Raw genomic sequence first — 16,165 nt, 5'->3', positions numbered from 1 at the left:
CGCTGTGAGTCTTCCGAAGGCTGCGCCAGCTCCTGCATTTACATAACTACTGACTACTACCCGAGATTTCATGTCGAATTCCCTGAAACCCGTCAAGAGCAATTCGCAGCTGGTCCGGGGCTTGTATTCCGCCCGCACCCGCCTTTACGACGGATTTATTCGCGTGCTTCGCTACCCACAGGGTCTTCAGCGTTTTTTTGAGCAGGCGGATATGCTGCGTCCTCACCTGAAAATCCTCGATGCGGGCTGCGGAACCGGAGCGACAACACTGGCGCTGCACGCGGCCCTGGAGGCGCGCCACCTGCTACCGGCCCACTTCTCTGCCTTCGATCTGACCCCGCTTATGCTCAGCCGGTTTCGGGAGAAGCTGGTCCGGCGTCCGGTTCCCCATTTGGAAATGGTGGCCGCCGATGTGCTCGCCCTCGACCAACTCCCTGCTACCTGGCATGAATACGACCTCATCGTTTCGGCGGCCATGCTGGAGTACCTGCCGAAAGCCCGGCTGGTGGAGGCCCTGGCGGGCCTGCGCCGTCGGCTCAAGCCCGACGGCACCTTCGTGCTCTTTATCAGCCAGCAGTCCATCTGGATGAACTGGCTCATCCGGCGCTGGTGGCATGCCAATCTGTACACCCGAGCTGAGCTGGAAGCCGTGTTGGAACAGGCGGGGTTTACAACGCGGCACTTTGCCAAGTTCCCTGCCCCCTACAGCTACCTCAACTGGTGGGGCCACGTAGTAATTGCCCGATGCTGACACCACTTGACTCGTGATGAATGAATACCAGCTTGCGTAGCGTATTGCCGCTGCTTGAAGAATTTAGCTAGCTTATCCCCTCCTGTTTACGCACGCGCAGGCTCACCGCGCACATCACCTCTTTGGAGAGCTGCCCGGCTCCAGCAGCCTGCTCAGCTACATCACGCGCTGCCGGCGGGTGTACCAGAAGCCGCCTACCGGGTACGTTCAGCCGTAGAAGCCGTGGCCTGTTGCGCATTGGCAAGCGGCGGCCGCGCTTTCCTCCCCGAAACCCTCGCTATGTTCGAAGATTTCCCCAACCTGCACCCGCTGGTGGTGCATTTCCCCATCGTTCTCCTCCTGCTCGGCGCGGCCCTGCAGGCAGTGCTTGTGTACAAGGTCTGGCCCCCGGTGAAGTGGATAACCATTGGGGTGATGGCCGGGGGCTTCGCGGGGGCGCTGGCCGCCAGCACCGTGTTTCACGCTCTGCCCGTGGGCCTGGCGCCCCGGGCGGCGGCCGTATATGCGTCCCACGAGCAATTCGCCGGCTACACGCTGTGGCTGTCTGGCATCACGCTGCTGCTGGCCGGCATCGGCAAGTACTTCCGGATTGAGCGGCGGGCCTACGAAGTGCTGGTGCTGGTTTCGGCCGTGGCCACGGCCGGCGTGCTGTCGGTGGCCGGTCACCGCGGGGCGCAGCTCATCTACGTAGAGGGCGTGGGGCCACAGGGCCGCCTGCTGGATAAAAGCCACGGCCACGGAGGGGAGGAACCCCTGCCGGGCATGGACATGGAAGCAGATGGGCACGTGGCGGCGGAAGGTGCGGAGGGACAACAGAACGACTCACCAACAGCTTCAGGCCGACAAGCACCCCTGGAAATGCCTGCTTCCCAGGAAATGCCGGGCATGGACATGAGCGGCAACAATTCCCCCAGGCAGGGCAGCAGCACTGCCCCCGGCCAGATGGGCGACATGGACATGAGCGGCTCTCAGCCCGCTCGTCCGGCCCGGTCCGCCTCGCCGGCGGGGGCCGTGCCCGACATGCCCGGCATGAAGATGCCGTCCTCAAAAGGCACCCAACCAATGCCGGCTGGCATGGATATGAGCCGCCCGACCAAACCAAAGCAGCTGCAGATGCAGATGGAGGCCATGCCCGAAATGGAGAACATGCCGGGTAGGAATAAGCCGGCAGCCGGCGCGAAAAAACCGGCCAAGGACAAATCCGGAATGGAGGGCATGGGCAACATGACGGATATGCCCGGCATGCCGGCACCAAGCCCCAGGCAGCCAACCCAAGCCAGGCCGCCGATGGGCAACATGCAGGACATGCCCGGCATGGAAAAAGGACAGGCCATGCCCACGATGCCGGGTATGAGCATGCCGGCCAACCCGATGGACCGGTTCCGCTTTGAGGACAACAACCCCGCCCGCAACCAACCCAAGACCGACAAACAATAGCGTACCGATGAGACTATTTGCCCTTCTGCTCTTTTTGTTCGGTTCGCTACTGCTGGCTGCCCAGACGCCCCAGCACCAGGCCATGCCCAAGGCCGGGAATGCCAACGGCCCCGCCACCCCGCCCCCCGACCAGGACCTGCGCGGCCACGTGGTGAGGCCCCGGGCCAGCCACGCCGGCAAGCGCGTGGAGTACGACCTGTACGTGGACGAGCGCACGGTGAACTTCACCGGCAAGACCCGCCTGGCCATTGCCATCAACGGCCAGATTCCGGCCCCCACGCTGCGCTTTACCGAGGGCGACACGGCCATCATCCGGGTGCACAACCAGATGAGCGTGGAAACCAGCATCCACTGGCACGGCCTGCTGCTGCCCAACCAGGAGGACGGCGTGCCCTACCTCAACACGGCCCCCATCGAGCCGGGCACTACCCACACGTTTACCTTTCCCCTGATTCAGAGCGGCACCTACTGGTACCACTCCCACACCATGCTGCAGGAGCAGAGCGGGCTCTACGGCTCCATCGTCATCCAGCCCAACGCCGTGAAGTACGAGCTCAAGGAGTACGTGCTGGTGCTTTCCGACTGGACCGACCACCCGCCCAAGGAGGTGCTGCGCTACCTCAAGCGGGCCGGCGAGTGGTTTGCCGTGCAGAAAGGCGCCACCCAGAGCTACGGCGAGGCCATTGCCGCCGGCTACTTCAAAGACAAGGTGAAGCAGGAATGGGGCCGCATGCCGGCCATGGACATCACCGACATCTACTACAACAAGTTTTTGACCAACGGCCGGGAAAAGGGCTATTTCAAGGACGCCAAACCGGGGGAGGTGGTGCGCCTGCGCATCATCAACGGCAGCGCTTCTTCCTACTTCTACCTGCAGTACGCCGGCGGGCCCATGCAGGTGGTGGCGGCCGATGGCATCAACGTGGAGCCCTTTCCGGTGTCGAAGCTCGAAATTGCCACGGCCGAAACCTACGACCTGCTCATCACCATTCCGCCCGCGGGCGCGGCCGAGCTGCGGGCCACCGCCAACGACATCACCGGCTACACTTCCAGCTATTTCGGGGCCGGCGAGCCGCTGAAAGCGCCCGACCTGCCGCGCATCAACTACTTTCAGATGATGCGCGAAATGGGCAGCATGGGCAACATGGCCGGCATGGACATGGGCGGCAACGGCCAACTGGACCCCAACGGCAAGGGCATGAAAGGCATGAAGGGCATGAACATGCAAGGGAGCAGCGGGGGCGATATGCCGGGCATGGACATGAAGGACCAGCAGCCGAATCAGGCCCCGGCCATGCCGGGCATGAACATGCAAAACGGCACCCTGCCCGCCAGCACAACGCCCTCGCCGCAAACCCGGCCGATGAACGAGCAGGAGAAGGGCGGCAAGAGCATGGGCAGCATGCAGGACCAGGGCGGCGGCATGGCCGGCATGAGCATGGGCGGCGGCATGGCCGGCATGAGCATGGGCGGCAGCGGCGGCGACTTCACCTACAACCAGCTGCGGGCCCTCAACCCGACCACGCTGGACTCCTCCCGGCAGTGGCGCGACATCCGGCTCACGCTCACCGGCAACATGCGGCGCTACCTCTGGTCGTTCGACAACAAGACCCTGTCGGAGGCCGACAAAATCCCGATTCGCCGGGGCGAGAACGTGCGCATGACCTTCACCAACCTGACCATGATGCGCCACCCCCTGCACCTGCACGGGCACTTTTTCCGCCTGGTCAACGCCCAGGGCGCCTACTCGCCCATGAAGCACACCTTCGACATACCGTCGATGGGTACGGTCACCATCGAGTTTGAAGCGAATGAGACGCAGGACTGGTTTTTTCACTGCCACATCCTCTACCACATGATGTCCGGCATGGCCCGTGTCATCAGCTACGATGCCAGCCCGCAGAACGAGTTTGCCAAAACCGGCTACCAGGTGCTCAAGCGCGAGGACAACGCCGTGTACCCGTGGGCTGATTTGGCCGTGCATTCGCAGGGGGCCTATCTGGAAGCCAACCTCTCCAACAACCGCAACGCGCTGGAATTTGAGGGCCGGGTGAACTACCAAGGCAACTACGAAACCGAAACCCACCTGCTGCGCTACCTCGACAAGCAGCAGCTGTGGGCCGGCTTCGTGGGCTTCGACTTCCGCGACAACAAAACCCTGCGTTCGGCCGCCGATGCCGAAGGCGGCAACCGCCGCACGCTGGAGAACAACCGCAACTTCCGCCGCCAGGCCGAATTCGGCCTGTATTACCTGCTGCCGATGCTGGTGCGCGCCGAGCTGCGCACCGACCTGACCGGCCAGCTGCGCCTGCGCCTGGAGCGCCGCGACCTGCCGCTAAGCAACAACGTGTTCATGGACATCAGCGGCAACACCGACAAGGAATTCTCCCTCGGCTTCCGCTACATGGTCGGCAAATACGCCTCCCTGAGCACCAACTACGACAACCAGTACGGCTGGGGCGCGGGTCTCACATTCCACTATTAGGCCACCTTTCCGAGCGTGTTGCCGGCACACGCTTTTTGCCCAACCTACTCGAAACCTACTCGAACTCCTTACGGCCCAATAGCTTCTGCACCCAGTCGGCCAGCCCCCGAATACGGGAGTTGACGTAACACTCCTGACAGTAGCGGAAAGACCACAGGCAATCAACCGTATCCGTGAACAGGTGGAAAAGCACCCCCACGGCAACCACTTGCGTCGCCGGCAGCAGGAGCATCAGCACATACACCGGGATGGCATAAAAAGAGTGCAGCGGATGAAACCCCACGCTGCAGCGCAGCGGGTCGATGACGGGCGTGGCCAGCAGGTGGTCTAAGTCGATGAGCATCGTGGCCAACATAACCAGGTAGGCGGCCTGCCACATCACGGGGAAAAACACCAGCGCCAATACGGCTGGAAACACAAAGTGCAGGCCGTAATGCACGAGCGTTTTGGCGCTCAATAATTTGGGGGCGGATGGCCGGGGTACCTCACGCTGAGGCATCAGTTGGGTTGAGCTGGTCGCGGTATCGGCAGTGGTTGCTACCGGATAACTTCCAGCCGATTGGTTGGCCCGTTGCTTCTTGCCTGATAGCCTGTGATTTAGTGAGTCTGCGACCCGGAGCCGCGCCGGCGGCTTTACCGGCGGCCTGTGCGAGGTGGCGGCCAATTCGTGGGCAGGGCGGGCCGTCGCCGTGTCGGAGCGCGGTAGTGGCCGCGCAGGGTAGGAATAGCTGGCAGCGGCAAACCGGGGCACTACAGCGGCTGACCGGCAACCGGCCAGCAGCAGCACCAGGCCGGCGGCGATACAGCTCAGGAGGCGGAAAACAGGCGAGAGAACCATGCGGGGTTATTACAACGGGCCGAAAAAGTACGTTTAAGTAGTTACGCAAAAGTAACCGTAGCAAAAAAGGCCGTCATGCTCATCTGGCGTCCGCGCAGCCGAAACATCTTTACCGCGCCGCCTGTCGTGCCTAATCTGGCGTACCGAAGGAAGCATCCTTCCCACCGCCTGTCATGCCTAATCTGGCGTACCAAAGGAAGCATCCTCTCGCCGGAGAACGAATCGTTGCCGGGTAATAAGGTCCTTGGCTACGCCGACCTCCGGTTCGCAAGCTCAGGATGACAGATGGCGCGGTAGAGATGCTTCGACAAGCGGACGCCAGATGGAGCATAACGTTCTACCGCCAGCCCGCTCACTTCTGCGCTCACTTCCGCACGGCCCCACCGGCGCACGTAGCTATTCGCCCCGAAAGCCCCCACAACCGGGCTATCTTTGCCCCTACAACTACCCCTTCCCATACGCGGCGGGCCCTCGCTACTCTTCTACACCTCAATGGCCCCTGCTACTATCCGGCTGTATTTCGAAAATGCCGTCGGCCGCCTCTACGAGCACCCCGACGGCTACGCCCTCTTCCAATACAACGACGGCAAGCATACCCTGCCCGACCTGCAGGGCCTGTTTAGCCACCTGCGCAACGTGCTGGAACGCAACAACTGGCATCATTTCCTCACCGACCAGCGCCTGCTAACGCCCTTCTCGCCCGAGGAAGTTGCGTGGTGCGTGGACTTCTGGCGCGCCACCGCCGCCCGGCACCCGGCCGGGCTATACGGCGCCGTGGTCATGTCGCACAACGTGTTTACGCGCCTCGCCATGGGCCAGATTGTGCAGGAGGCCAACGGGGCGCCCATGTATTTCCGCCGCTTCGAAACCGAAGCCGAAGCCACGGCTTGGCTCGCGCAGGTGGGGTAGCCCCGTTGCCTTACAGCGCATACGCCTCCTGTTCCGGTACGTGGCGCAGTAGCGCCAGCTCGGCCAGCGACTCCAGCAGCGGCTGCACCTGCGCGGCGCGCACCTTGCCCGCGAAGCTGCCGGCCACGCCCGCCGCCGTGAGTGCCCCGCCCGTGCTGCCTTCCACTACCTCGCGCACGGCCCGCATCTGCTGGGCCAGGCCGGTGGGCCACTCGCGCCGCACGGTGGCCGTGGCCGCGCTGCCCCCTGCGTCGGGGGCCAGCCCCTGGCGCATGGAAAGCTGCTCGGGGGCCGTGCCCGCCGGGGCCTGGTAGGCGGGGCGCAGGTAGCGCACGGTGCCGGCGGCTTCTTCGGCCGCGCGCTGCTGGTTGAGCTGCACCAGCCGCGTGAGCAGCTCCGGCTCGGGGAGGGTGGGGGGCCAGCCGTAGGCGGCGGCTACGGCCGCGTCGAGTTGCCGGTGCAGCTCCAGTACCACGGCGGCGAGGCCATTTTCGTGGGTGGCTTGCTCCTTGGGCGTGAGGGGCAGCCCGGCGCGCAACTTCTCCACCACGTTGTAGAGGTCGGTGAGGGTGAGCGTGGGGTGTTGCGCCTGCTGGCGCTTGCGGTGGGCGTCGAGCTGTTCGGCCAGCTTGCGGATTTCCGCCTGTTGGGCTTCGGTGGCCGCAGGGAAGGGGAAGGGGTCGAATGTGCGCGTCTTTGCGTACACTGAGTCATTACCGACACCTAAGAAACTGCCAGTCGCAAGAGCCCAAGTGGTATGAATCCGACTTGACAAAACACCTAAACAATAGGCATCATCTAGCGCGAAGACTATCAGTTTATTGTCGGGTAAAATGTCAGTAGCTAAAAGCTGAAAGACACGGTGCTTAGAGGTTTCTACAGTTGCTATATAGCGCTGAGTGCCGCGCAGAGCATCGCGCAAGTCTGTTCTTGCACGCCGATGAAGCCACCAGTTATTTCTGAGTATTGCGTCGCGGTTTTGGTCACGCTCAGGCTTAACTCTTTCAACCAAACGCTGATAAACAAGCGGGTAATTAGTTAAAACCTCAGCCTCAGTAAGTCCAAACATATCAATGACCATAACGCCGCGTGGTTTGTCTGCCAAGTCGCGTCCGTTTCGATAAGGTCGGATATACTTATCCAAGCCAGCTATTTCACCAAGGCCTAGTTGGCGGGCTTCATCTTGGGTAATAATAAAGCCAGCTCCGCCAAGTTCAAAACCTCTGTTTGTTAATGCCGAATTAGCTTTCAAAGACTTGGCGCTATCCAAAGCAGCGCCAATTGACAAGTCCGAAAGAATCTGGCCCTGCTGTTCCTCAAAAGTCACTTCAGCGGCTTCTTCTCCTTCGGCTACGGCTTCCGTTTTCAGCACCAGCAGCTGGCCCGCGGACGCGGCGGTGGTGCGTTCGGCCACCGTCATGGCGATGCGCACGGCGGCGCCTTGGGCGGCATCCACCCAGGGGTGGTCGGGAATGGCGAAGGTGAGGGTGAGCGGGGCCGGGTCGCCTTCCAGGAAGGGCTGCATCACGCGGCGGTTGAAGGTTTGCTTGAGGCTGTTGGTGGTGATGAAGCCGAACCGCTCGGCGGGGCCGCGCAGTACGGCGGCGGCGGCATTGTACCACCAGTACATCACCAAATCGGCCGAGTCGGGCACCTTGCCTTTGTAGGCTATTCGCAGGGCCTCGGTGTAGCCATCCCCGAGGGCGTCGCGCATGCGGGCCGGCCCCACAAACGGCGGGTTGCCCACGATAAAATCGGCTTCGGGCCACTCGGCGGGCCGGGGGTTGGGGTAGTCGAGCACGGGCGTGCGGGCGGTTTCGTCGGGCACGGGCTGGCCGGTGGTGGGGTGCGGGCGAGTGGTGCCGTCCCAGCGGGTCACGGGCTGGCCGTGGGCGTCGAGGCGGGGCGTGGGCGCGTCGTGGCGCAGGGCGGCGTCCTGCTGGCGGATGTTGCGGTACTCATCGAGCAGCGGCTCGGCCAGCTGCGTGATGCCGTTGGTGCGCAGGTGCCACTGCAGGTAGCCGATTTTCAGCACCACGTCGGCAATGGCCGCCGCCCGCGGGTTCAGCTCCAGGCCCAGTAGCTGGCGCGGGCTCACGGTGGTGCCGCCGCCCAGGTCGAGCAGGCCCGTCTGCCCGTAGCTGTTGATGGCGGTCAGCACTTCGCCTTCCAGCCGCTTGAGGTGCTCCAGCGTCACGTACAGGAAGTTGCCCGAGCCGCAGGCCGGGTCCAGCACCCGCACCGACGTCAGCCGCCGCAGAAACGTCACCAGCTCCTCGCGGGCTTCTTTGGGCTTGTTCTCCTCCAGGCGCCGGGCGCTGGCCGCCTGCGCCGCCGCCCATTCCCGGCGCAGCGGCGCCACCACGGCCGGCACCACCAGCCGCTCCACGTAGCGGCGCGGGGTGTAGTGGGCGCCCAGGCTGTGCCGCTCCTTCGGGTCCAGCGCCCGTTCCAGCAGCGTCCCGAAGATGGCCGGCTCCACTTCGGCCCAGTCGGCCTTGGCCGCCTCGCGCAGCAAGGTCAGCTGGTCGGCGTTGAGGGGTAGGGCAGAGGCCTCGTGAAACAGCTGCCCGTTGAAGCGCCGCAGCTTGGCCCGCAGGTCCGGCGCAAAGCCGCCCTTGTCCATGGTGTGCCACAGGCTTTGCAGCGCGTCGGGCAGCAGGCCCCGCAGCTCCTCGGTAGCCGAATACGCCGCCAGCAGCCCCGAAAACGAGTCTTTCGGAATCAGGGCCACGTCCTCGGCAAACATCGTGAACAGGCAGCGCATCAGAAACTGCGCCACCGCGTCGGAGGCGTGGCCCGCCCGCTCCAGCTGCGCCGACAGCGCCGCCAGCTGCCCGGCCAGCTGCCGCGTCACCTGTGCCGCCCGCCGGCTGGGGTCCAGCGCCTGCGGGTCGGCAAACACCTGCGTGAGGCGGGCGCGCACCCGCTCGTCGGCCAGGTCGGCCGTGCGCAGCCGGTAGGTTTGCGAGTCGGGGAAGGGCACGTAGTTGTCGCCCACCCCGGCGAAGTTGCTGTACAGGTCGATGCAGTAGCCCACGTCTACCACCACCACAAACGGCGGCCGCGGCTCGGAGCCGGGCAGGGCGCGCACGTAGCCCAGCGCCTGCTGGCGGGCGGCTTCCATCATCTGGCCCCACTTGGCGGTGCCGCGCACGGCGTGGCCCTTGCGGCGCTTGTCGGCGGGCAGGCCCAGCTCGGCCTTGGCGGCGCGGGCCTGCTGGTCGGGGGTGTCGGTGCCCTGCTTGGTTTCGAGCACGAAGCAGCCGCGCTTGTAGAGGTCGATGCGGCCGGTGCTGCCCTTGCCGCCGCTGTTGCCAAAGGTCACGGCCCGTTCCAGCACGTAGGCATCCTGGGCGGGGTCGTCGGTGGTGGCATCGGGCCGGGCCACGCCCAGCAGGTCGCAGAGGTCGGTGAGAAACAGGCCGTAGTTGGCCCGCTCCGCGCCGCCGGATTTCAGCCAGCGGGTTTCAAAGTCGGTGTAGTGCACGTGGGGGAAGGATTCCTGGTGGAGTAGCGCGGCTTTCCGGAAAAGGCCGGCGGGTGGGTAGAGCGGCTAAGGTAGCGTTAGTTGCCAACGGTTGGCAAACAAGTGGCATCATTTGCCGGAAATCTGTCTTCCTGCCGACTGGTTTTACTCAGAAGACTTGTTCCTAAATACTGAAAAGTGCCCAGTTGGCGGTCATGCTGAGTATTGGCACAGAAGTAGCCATACTCGATTCGGACCTACTGGTCTGACCGCCCTAAGCGGTCTGACCGGTTGAAGCACCAGCAATTTCGGTCCGACGACAACCGGTCAGACCGCCTAGGGCGGTCAGACCAGAGCATACGCTTACTTCTGCACGAGTACTTAAGCGAAGTCGAACCGTCCTCCAAAAGCCATAGCTTTTCGCATCACTACCTGGTCACCCAAACGCAACAGCGCCGCTCCGACAGTTGTCGAAACGGCGCTGTTGTGTGGAATGGCGTATCGCAAACGGGTTTAATCTGCTTACTGCCGCATCAGGCGGCGCGTCACGCTACCCTCGGTGCTGGTCACTTTCAGCACGTACACACCGGTGGCAAGCGTGGTCAAATCCAGCTCGCCCGTGGCCGCGCTGGCGGTCAGCGTGCCGGTCAGCACTACCTGGCCCAGGGCGTTATACACCGCCAGTTGGGCCCGCGAGTGGCGGCCGCTCAGCGTCACCGTCAGGCGCCCCGTGGTGGGGTTGGGGAATACCGTGAGATTGGCAGCGGCCAAGCCGGTGCGGGCCGCCGTCACCACCACCACCACTGCCACCGGGGCCGAAGGCAGCGAAGCGCAGCCCGTGGCGTTGGTCACCACCACGGTGTAGCTGCCGCTCTGAGTGGCGGTGTAGGTTGCGTTTGTGGCGCCGGCTACTGCCACCCCGTTCAGGTAGAACTGGTACGTGGCGCCCGGCGCGGCCGAGGCCGTGAGCAGCGTTCCGCTGCTTGTGAGCGTGGGCTGTGCCGGCAGTGCGTTGATGGTGAGCGTGGCCGTGGCCGTGGCCGAAGCTGCCGCGCAGCCTCCGCCACCTGCTACCGTATTGGTCACGGCGTAAGTACCGGGCTGGCTTTGGCTCAAATCGATGGTGCCCGTGGTTGCGTTCAGGCTCAGCCCGGTGGTGGACGTGAACGTGCCCGCGGCGCCACCCGTGGCCAACGTAGCGGCAGTTGTTCCGGTGGCGCAGTAGCTGCTGCTGGCGTAGCTAAACGTGGCCACGGCCGGAGCCGTGATGGTCACGCTGGCCGTGCTTGTGCTTGGGCACGGCCCGCCCACGCTGTAGGTCACCGTGTAGGTACCCGACGTGCTGGCCGCCAGGTTGATGGCACCGGTGCTGGCGTTGCTGCTCAGGCCCGCGGGAGCCGACGTGAAGGCGCCGCCCCCTGTGCCCGTGATGGTGGGCGTGGGCGTGGTGCCGCTGTTCTGGCAATACGCCCCCGCGCTGTAGGAGAAGGTAGCCGTGGTTTGCGGGTTCACCGTTACGGTGGTAGGGGCCGAGGTGCTGGCACAGCCCCCCGGATTGGTGATGACCACGCTGTAGCTGCCCCCCGCCGAGGCCGTGAACGTCGCATTCGTAGCGCCGGCCACGGGCTGGCCGTTGTTCAGAAACTGGTAGGTAGCGCCGGCGGCCCCGCCGCTGGCGGTAAGCACCACGCTGCCGCCCTGGCAGAAGGTGGTGGCCCCGCCGGCCACCAGCGTGGCCACGGGCTGGGCCGTGAGCACCACCGAAGTGGTGGCCGACACAGCCGCGCAGCCATTGGCAGCGGCCACCGTGTTGGTCACGGTGTAGGAGCCGGGCTGGCTTTGGCTCAAATCAATGGCCCCGGTGCCGGCGTTCAAGCTCAGGCCCGCCGGGCTAGCCGAATAGGTGCCGGCCGTGGCGCCAGTGGCCGCAGTTGGCGTGAGCGTGCCGGTGGTACCGGCGCAGCGGCTGCCGCCCGCGTAGCTGAAGCCCGCCGTCGGGGCGGCCGTAATGGTAATGTTGGCCGAGGCAGTGCCGGGGCAGCTGCCGCCGCTGGTATAGGCCACGCTATAGGTGCCGGGCTGGCTCTGCGCCAGGGCAATAGTGCCCGTGGTGGTGTTCAGACTCAGGCCCGCGGTGGAGGAGAACGTGCCGCCCGTGGGCGTAACCGTAGCCGTGGGGTTGGTTGCGCCGCTCTGGCAGTAGCTGGCAGCCGGGTAGTTAATGGTGGCCACGGTGGGCTGCGTCACGGTCACCGTCACGGCGTTGGACGTGGACGAGCACGTGGCCGGGTTATCAACCACCACGGTGTAGCTGCCGCTGGTCGTGGCCGAGTAGGTGGCGTTAGTGGCGCCGGGAATCTGGTTGCCGTCCTTCAAAAACTGGTAGGTGTAGCCGCTGGCTCCTGTGCCGCTCACGTTGGCCGAGAGCAGCACCGAGCCGCCCTGGCAAAAGGTGGTGGGCGTGTTCGTGCTCAGGTTCACCACGTTCTGCGGCTGCACCTGAATTTGAATAGAAGAGGAAATCGCAGAGCACCCGGCCGCGTCGGTCACCCGCACGGAGTAGCTGCCGCTGGTCGTGACGAGAGACGAATACACCTGGCTCGTGGCTCCGGCAATGTTGATGCCGTTGCGCAGAAACTGGTAGGTGAAGTTGCCGCTCGGCCCCGCCACCAGGTAAATGGTGCCCTGCTGGCAAAACCGCGTCGGCCCCTGCGAGTTGATGGTGGCCGTGGGCGGCTGGTTCACCGTCACGGTGGCTACCGTGGAAGTCACTGCGGGGTTGGCGCCGTTCTGCACCACGGCCCGAAAGCTGGTGGTGGTTTGCAGGTTGGAAAACGTGTAGGTCGGGGCGGTATTGGCGATGTCGACGTAGCCGCTGCCATTGTCCGCCTGGTACTTCAGAATGGAGCCCGTGAAGCCCGTGAGCGTGAGGGTGCCGGAGTTGAAGCCGGAGCACACCGTGCTGGTGGCCGGGCTCAGCGTGCCGCCATCGGGACCCGGCGACTGCGCCAGGACTTGGCTGGGCAACCAGCAAGCGGCCAGCAGCCAGAGCCATGCCATTGGGCGATACCACTCTTTCAGCGAGCGGTTTGAGCGTAGGGGTGTCGTCATAAAAGAAAAAAAGTGTGAGAAATTGGGATTGGATGAAAGCGGTGAGACCGTAGACATGCCCTGAACCGTAGAGTTTAATTCGGGCCTGCCCGAATGCGCTAAACTAGTCGATAAGAAGCAGTTATTAGCACTCCCTAGCCCAAGCCAGTGCACAAGGCTAGCGGCCCAACATGATGCGAACATGATAACCCGCCACCGCGCGGCTACCTGCTAGGCAAAGCAGCCGGAAAAGTAAGCAGAAACGAGGTACCCAGCCCTTCGATGGAGTTCACGTCAATTTCCACGCCGTGCAGGTCGGCAATGGTGCGGGCAATGCTCAGCCCGAGCCCGTAGCTGTCCGGGTCGGTGGTCGCACCCTTGTCGAAGCGGTGAAACAAGTGCGGCAGTTGCGCCTTGGCAATGCCGTGGCCCGTGTCGCGCACCTCCAGCACGTAGCCCGCCCCGGCCGGCGCGGGCCGGCCCAACACGTAGATGAGCCCACCCTCGCGGTTGTACTTGATGGCGTTGCTCACCAGGTTGAATACGAGCGTGAACAGCAGCCCGCGGTTGCAGTTACGCACCGTGAAATCGGGTTCCACGGCGTGCGTAAGCGTGAGGTGCAGCACTTCCAGCCGGTCCTGCACTTCCTCGCACACCTCAGTCACCAGCCCGGCCAGCGACACGGTGTCGGTGCGCACAAACTGGTCGTTCTCAATTTTGGATATCATCAGCAAGGACTTAATGATGGTGCGCAGCCGGTACACGGTGCGCTGCGACTCCACGACCCGCATCAGGTTCTCGTCCGACAGGCCTTCGTCGGCCAGCATGTTGTCGAAGCGGTACTGCAGGGCGGCCAGCGGTGTGAGCAGCTCGTGCGAGGCGTCGGCAATAAACTTCCGCTCCTTGGTGAAGGAGGCCTGAATGGTGCTCATCATCTCGCGCAGGCTCTCGTCGAGGTAGCGGAAATCATCGGTGCTGGTTTCGATGGGGTCGAAGACGAAGGCCGGCGGGTAGTGGCTGTTTTTGAGCCGCTTCTGGATGATGGTGTAAAATGGGGCCAGCAGGTAGCGAAAAAAGGCCAGGTCGGCGAGCGTGGTGAGGGCCACGGCCACCAGCAGCATGTACAGGGCGTAGCGGCGGAAGTTGCGCTCCGTTTCGCCGATGCTGCCCGTGCTGCGCCCGATTTCGAGCAGGTAGTTTTGCCGGCCCTCAGCAAACGAGTAGCTCAGCACCCGGTATTCGACAATTTCGTCCTCCACGGCCCGCTTCGAGTCCTCGATGACGTCAATCTTTGGCCCCGGCACAATGGCTTCAATGGAGATAAATTCCTCCTTGAGCAGGTTGTAGCTGCCGTAGGACGACTGCTCGCCATCGATAAAAGCCGAGATGCCGTTGCGGCGAATCAGCTTCAGCACTTTCTCTTTTTTCTGGCCCAGCCGCTGGTCGGTGCTCAGCAGGGCCAGCCGGCTCATCACCGGCGGCAGGCCCAGCACCAGCAGCAGCAGAATGGCCACGCGGGAACCGGCGTTGAAGAGGGAGAATTTGGTGCTGAGCTTCAAGAAAATGAGTTGAAATAAGGAAGAACGTCATGTCGAGCGCAGCCGAGACATGACGTTCTTAATTTGTGTATTCATCCCCGCCTCACACCCGCACGCGGTAGCCGAGGCCGCGCACGGTTTCGAGCCAGTCGGTATCGGCGTGCTGGCCCAGCTTTTTGCGCAGGTTTTTGATGTGGGCGTCAATATAGTTGGAATCAAAGCCCGCTTCGGAGAGATTGCCCCAGATGTGCTCGGTGAGCTGCAGGCGCGTCAGCACTCGGTTTTTATTGAGCACCAGGTAGCTCAGCACGTCGTATTCCTTCACCGAAAGGCCCACCTCCTGGCCCGCATGCAGTAGCCGGCGGTTTTGCAGGTCGAGGGAAAACGCGCCCACCGGCACCGTGGGCTTGTGCAGCCCAAAGCGGCGGCGCGTGATGGCGTGCATGCGGGCCAGCAGCTCGGGCAGCGAAAAGGGCTTGGCCAGGTAGTCATCGGCCCCCAGCTCCAGCCCGCCGATGCGGTCCTCCACGGCCGAACGGGCGGTGAGGATGATGACGGCCGCCGCCAGCTCGTTCTGCTTGGCTTCGGCCAGCACGTCCAGCCCGTCGCCGTCGGGTAGGCCCAGGTCCAGCAGCACGAAATCGAAGGGCGTGTCGGCCAGCTGCCAGCGGGCCTCGGCAGCGGTGCGGGCCACGGTGCAGGCAAAATTCTGGTTGTGCAGGAAGATGCCCAGCTCGCGGGCCAGCGTGCGCTCATCCTCAACGATTAAAACGGTCATGCGCGGTGCCGGAAAAAGAGGCTATAGGTTCAGCGACAGGCTGCTGGTGAAGTAGGAGCGCGCCCCCGACACGTCGTCGGGCAGCAGGTTTACGGGCACGGCGTAGCGCCAGGCCACCTGCACCGATACGGCGCCCAGCGAGTAGGTCACGGGCAGGCGCAGCTCGTAGTTGAGCACCTGGAGGCGGGTGGTGGTCGTTACAGTGGTGGTGGTGCCGCCGTTGCCCCGGCCGGGGCCTTTGCCCTTGCCCCGCCCAATTTGCTGCTGCAAGCTGGTTTCGGCAAAGCGCTGCGTACCGGCCGTCACGCTCACGCGCGGCTCGATGGCTAGGTAGCCCTTGGGCGTAAATACTTCCTCAAACTCGAAATTGCGGGAGTTGTCGAGCACAAAGAAAAAGTCGCTGGTGTCGCCGAATAGGTAGGCCGCGTTCAGCCGCGAGTATACGTAGCCCCAGTCCCAGCCCAGGTAGCCATCAACCGAGTTGTTGACGCTGGACTTCACCAGCGGGCTATTGGCCGCAAACAGGAAGCGCGAATAGCTCACCGAAGCGTCTACTTGCTTCGACAAGTCGAAGTCCCAGCCCGCCGACAGGTCCGTTTCGTCCACGAAGCTGCTGGTGCCGAACAAGTCGTAGCTCACGGCCGATCCCCACACGCCAAACTTGCTTTTGTAGGTGAGCTCGCCAGCCAGGTAAGGGTAGCGGGTGGTTTGGGTGCGCCCGAAGAACGAGGAGTTGCTGCCGTAGTTGAGCGCCGCCGTGAAGCCGCCGTGCCGGGCCACGCTGTCGGCGCCCACGGCCGGGCTGCCCGTGGGCTGGCCGCTGCCCACAGCCTGTCCGGCGGCCGGCCGGCTGCCGAGCAGCCACCCCAT

At 63.9% G+C, this 16,165-nt stretch carries 10 protein-coding genes; 4 read left to right on the top strand and 6 right to left on the bottom strand.

The window, feature by feature from the left end; genetic code table 11:
• Positions 1-70 precede the first annotated feature (70 nt).
• The 3 genes from BEN48_RS06290 (at position 71) to BEN48_RS06280 (ending at position 4,673) form a co-directional block, all read left to right on the top strand.
• The gene (locus BEN48_RS06290) at positions 71-751 is read left to right on the top strand and encodes a class I SAM-dependent methyltransferase (protein WP_083320816.1); all 681 of its coding nucleotides are present in this window, start codon (positions 71-73) and stop codon (positions 749-751) included.
• A gap of 279 nt (positions 752-1,030) precedes the next feature.
• Positions 1,031-2,188 (top strand): DUF2231 domain-containing protein, encoded by a 1,158-nt coding sequence (locus tag BEN48_RS06285; RefSeq protein ID WP_070733759.1) that lies wholly within the window; start codon positions 1,031-1,033, stop codon positions 2,186-2,188.
• A 34-nt stretch (positions 2,189-2,222) separates the two neighbouring features.
• Positions 2,223-4,673 carry a multicopper oxidase domain-containing protein gene (locus tag BEN48_RS06280; RefSeq protein WP_070733758.1) on the top strand — a complete coding sequence of 817 codons (2,451 nt, stop codon included), beginning with the start codon at positions 2,223-2,225 and terminating at the stop codon, positions 4,671-4,673.
• A gap of 55 nt (positions 4,674-4,728) precedes the next feature.
• Here BEN48_RS06280 and BEN48_RS06275 read toward each other — a convergent pair whose 3' ends face one another.
• Positions 4,729-5,130, bottom strand: a complete 402-nt coding sequence (locus tag BEN48_RS06275; RefSeq protein WP_193408658.1) for a DUF6122 family protein — start codon at positions 5,128-5,130, stop codon at positions 4,729-4,731.
• Between the two features lie 873 nt (positions 5,131-6,003).
• Here BEN48_RS06275 and BEN48_RS06270 point away from each other — a divergent pair.
• Entirely contained in the window at positions 6,004-6,420 is a 417-nt protein-coding gene (locus tag BEN48_RS06270) for a hypothetical protein (RefSeq protein WP_070733756.1), read from the top strand.
• A gap of 10 nt (positions 6,421-6,430) precedes the next feature.
• On the opposite strand, the gene BEN48_RS06265 is transcribed toward BEN48_RS06270, so the two are convergent.
• The 5 genes from BEN48_RS06265 to BEN48_RS19055 form a co-directional block, all read right to left on the bottom strand.
• Entirely contained in the window at positions 6,431-9,910 is a 3,480-nt protein-coding gene (locus BEN48_RS06265) for a class I SAM-dependent DNA methyltransferase (RefSeq protein ID WP_070733755.1), read from the bottom strand.
• Between the two features lie 501 nt (positions 9,911-10,411).
• Positions 10,412-13,000 carry a T9SS type A sorting domain-containing protein gene (locus BEN48_RS06260; RefSeq protein WP_125932504.1) on the bottom strand — a complete coding sequence of 863 codons (2,589 nt, stop codon included), beginning with the start codon at positions 12,998-13,000 and terminating at the stop codon, positions 10,412-10,414.
• 203 nt (positions 13,001-13,203) lie between these two features.
• The gene (locus BEN48_RS06255) at positions 13,204-14,538 is read right to left on the bottom strand and encodes a sensor histidine kinase (protein ID WP_070733753.1); all 1,335 of its coding nucleotides are present in this window, start codon (positions 14,536-14,538) and stop codon (positions 13,204-13,206) included.
• A gap of 82 nt (positions 14,539-14,620) precedes the next feature.
• Positions 14,621-15,295, bottom strand: a complete 675-nt coding sequence (locus BEN48_RS06250; RefSeq protein WP_070733752.1) for a response regulator transcription factor — start codon at positions 15,293-15,295, stop codon at positions 14,621-14,623.
• A gap of 21 nt (positions 15,296-15,316) precedes the next feature.
• Positions 15,317-16,165 (bottom strand): hypothetical protein (locus tag BEN48_RS19055; protein ID WP_070733751.1); only part of this gene is annotated, 849 nt, incomplete at its 5' end.

The organism is Hymenobacter glacialis, from assembly GCF_001816165.1.
GTDB classification, from domain to species: Bacteria; Bacteroidota; Bacteroidia; order Cytophagales; family Hymenobacteraceae; genus Hymenobacter; species Hymenobacter glacialis.
This window is presented reverse-complemented; position numbering and strand designations above follow the sequence as displayed.

Coding starts and splice junctions, on each gene's coding strand:
- BEN48_RS06290 (WP_083320816.1), top strand. CDS start 71: ATGTCGAATTCCCTGAAACCCGTCAAGAGCAATTCGCAGCTGGTCCGG.
- BEN48_RS06285 (WP_070733759.1), top strand. CDS start 1,031: ATGTTCGAAGATTTCCCCAACCTGCACCCGCTGGTGGTGCATTTCCCC.
- BEN48_RS06270 (WP_070733756.1), top strand. CDS start 6,004: ATGGCCCCTGCTACTATCCGGCTGTATTTCGAAAATGCCGTCGGCCGC.
- BEN48_RS06260 (WP_125932504.1), bottom strand. CDS start 13,000: ATGACGACACCCCTACGCTCAAACCGCTCGCTGAAAGAGTGGTATCGC.
- BEN48_RS06250 (WP_070733752.1), bottom strand. CDS start 15,295: ATGACCGTTTTAATCGTTGAGGATGAGCGCACGCTGGCCCGCGAGCTG.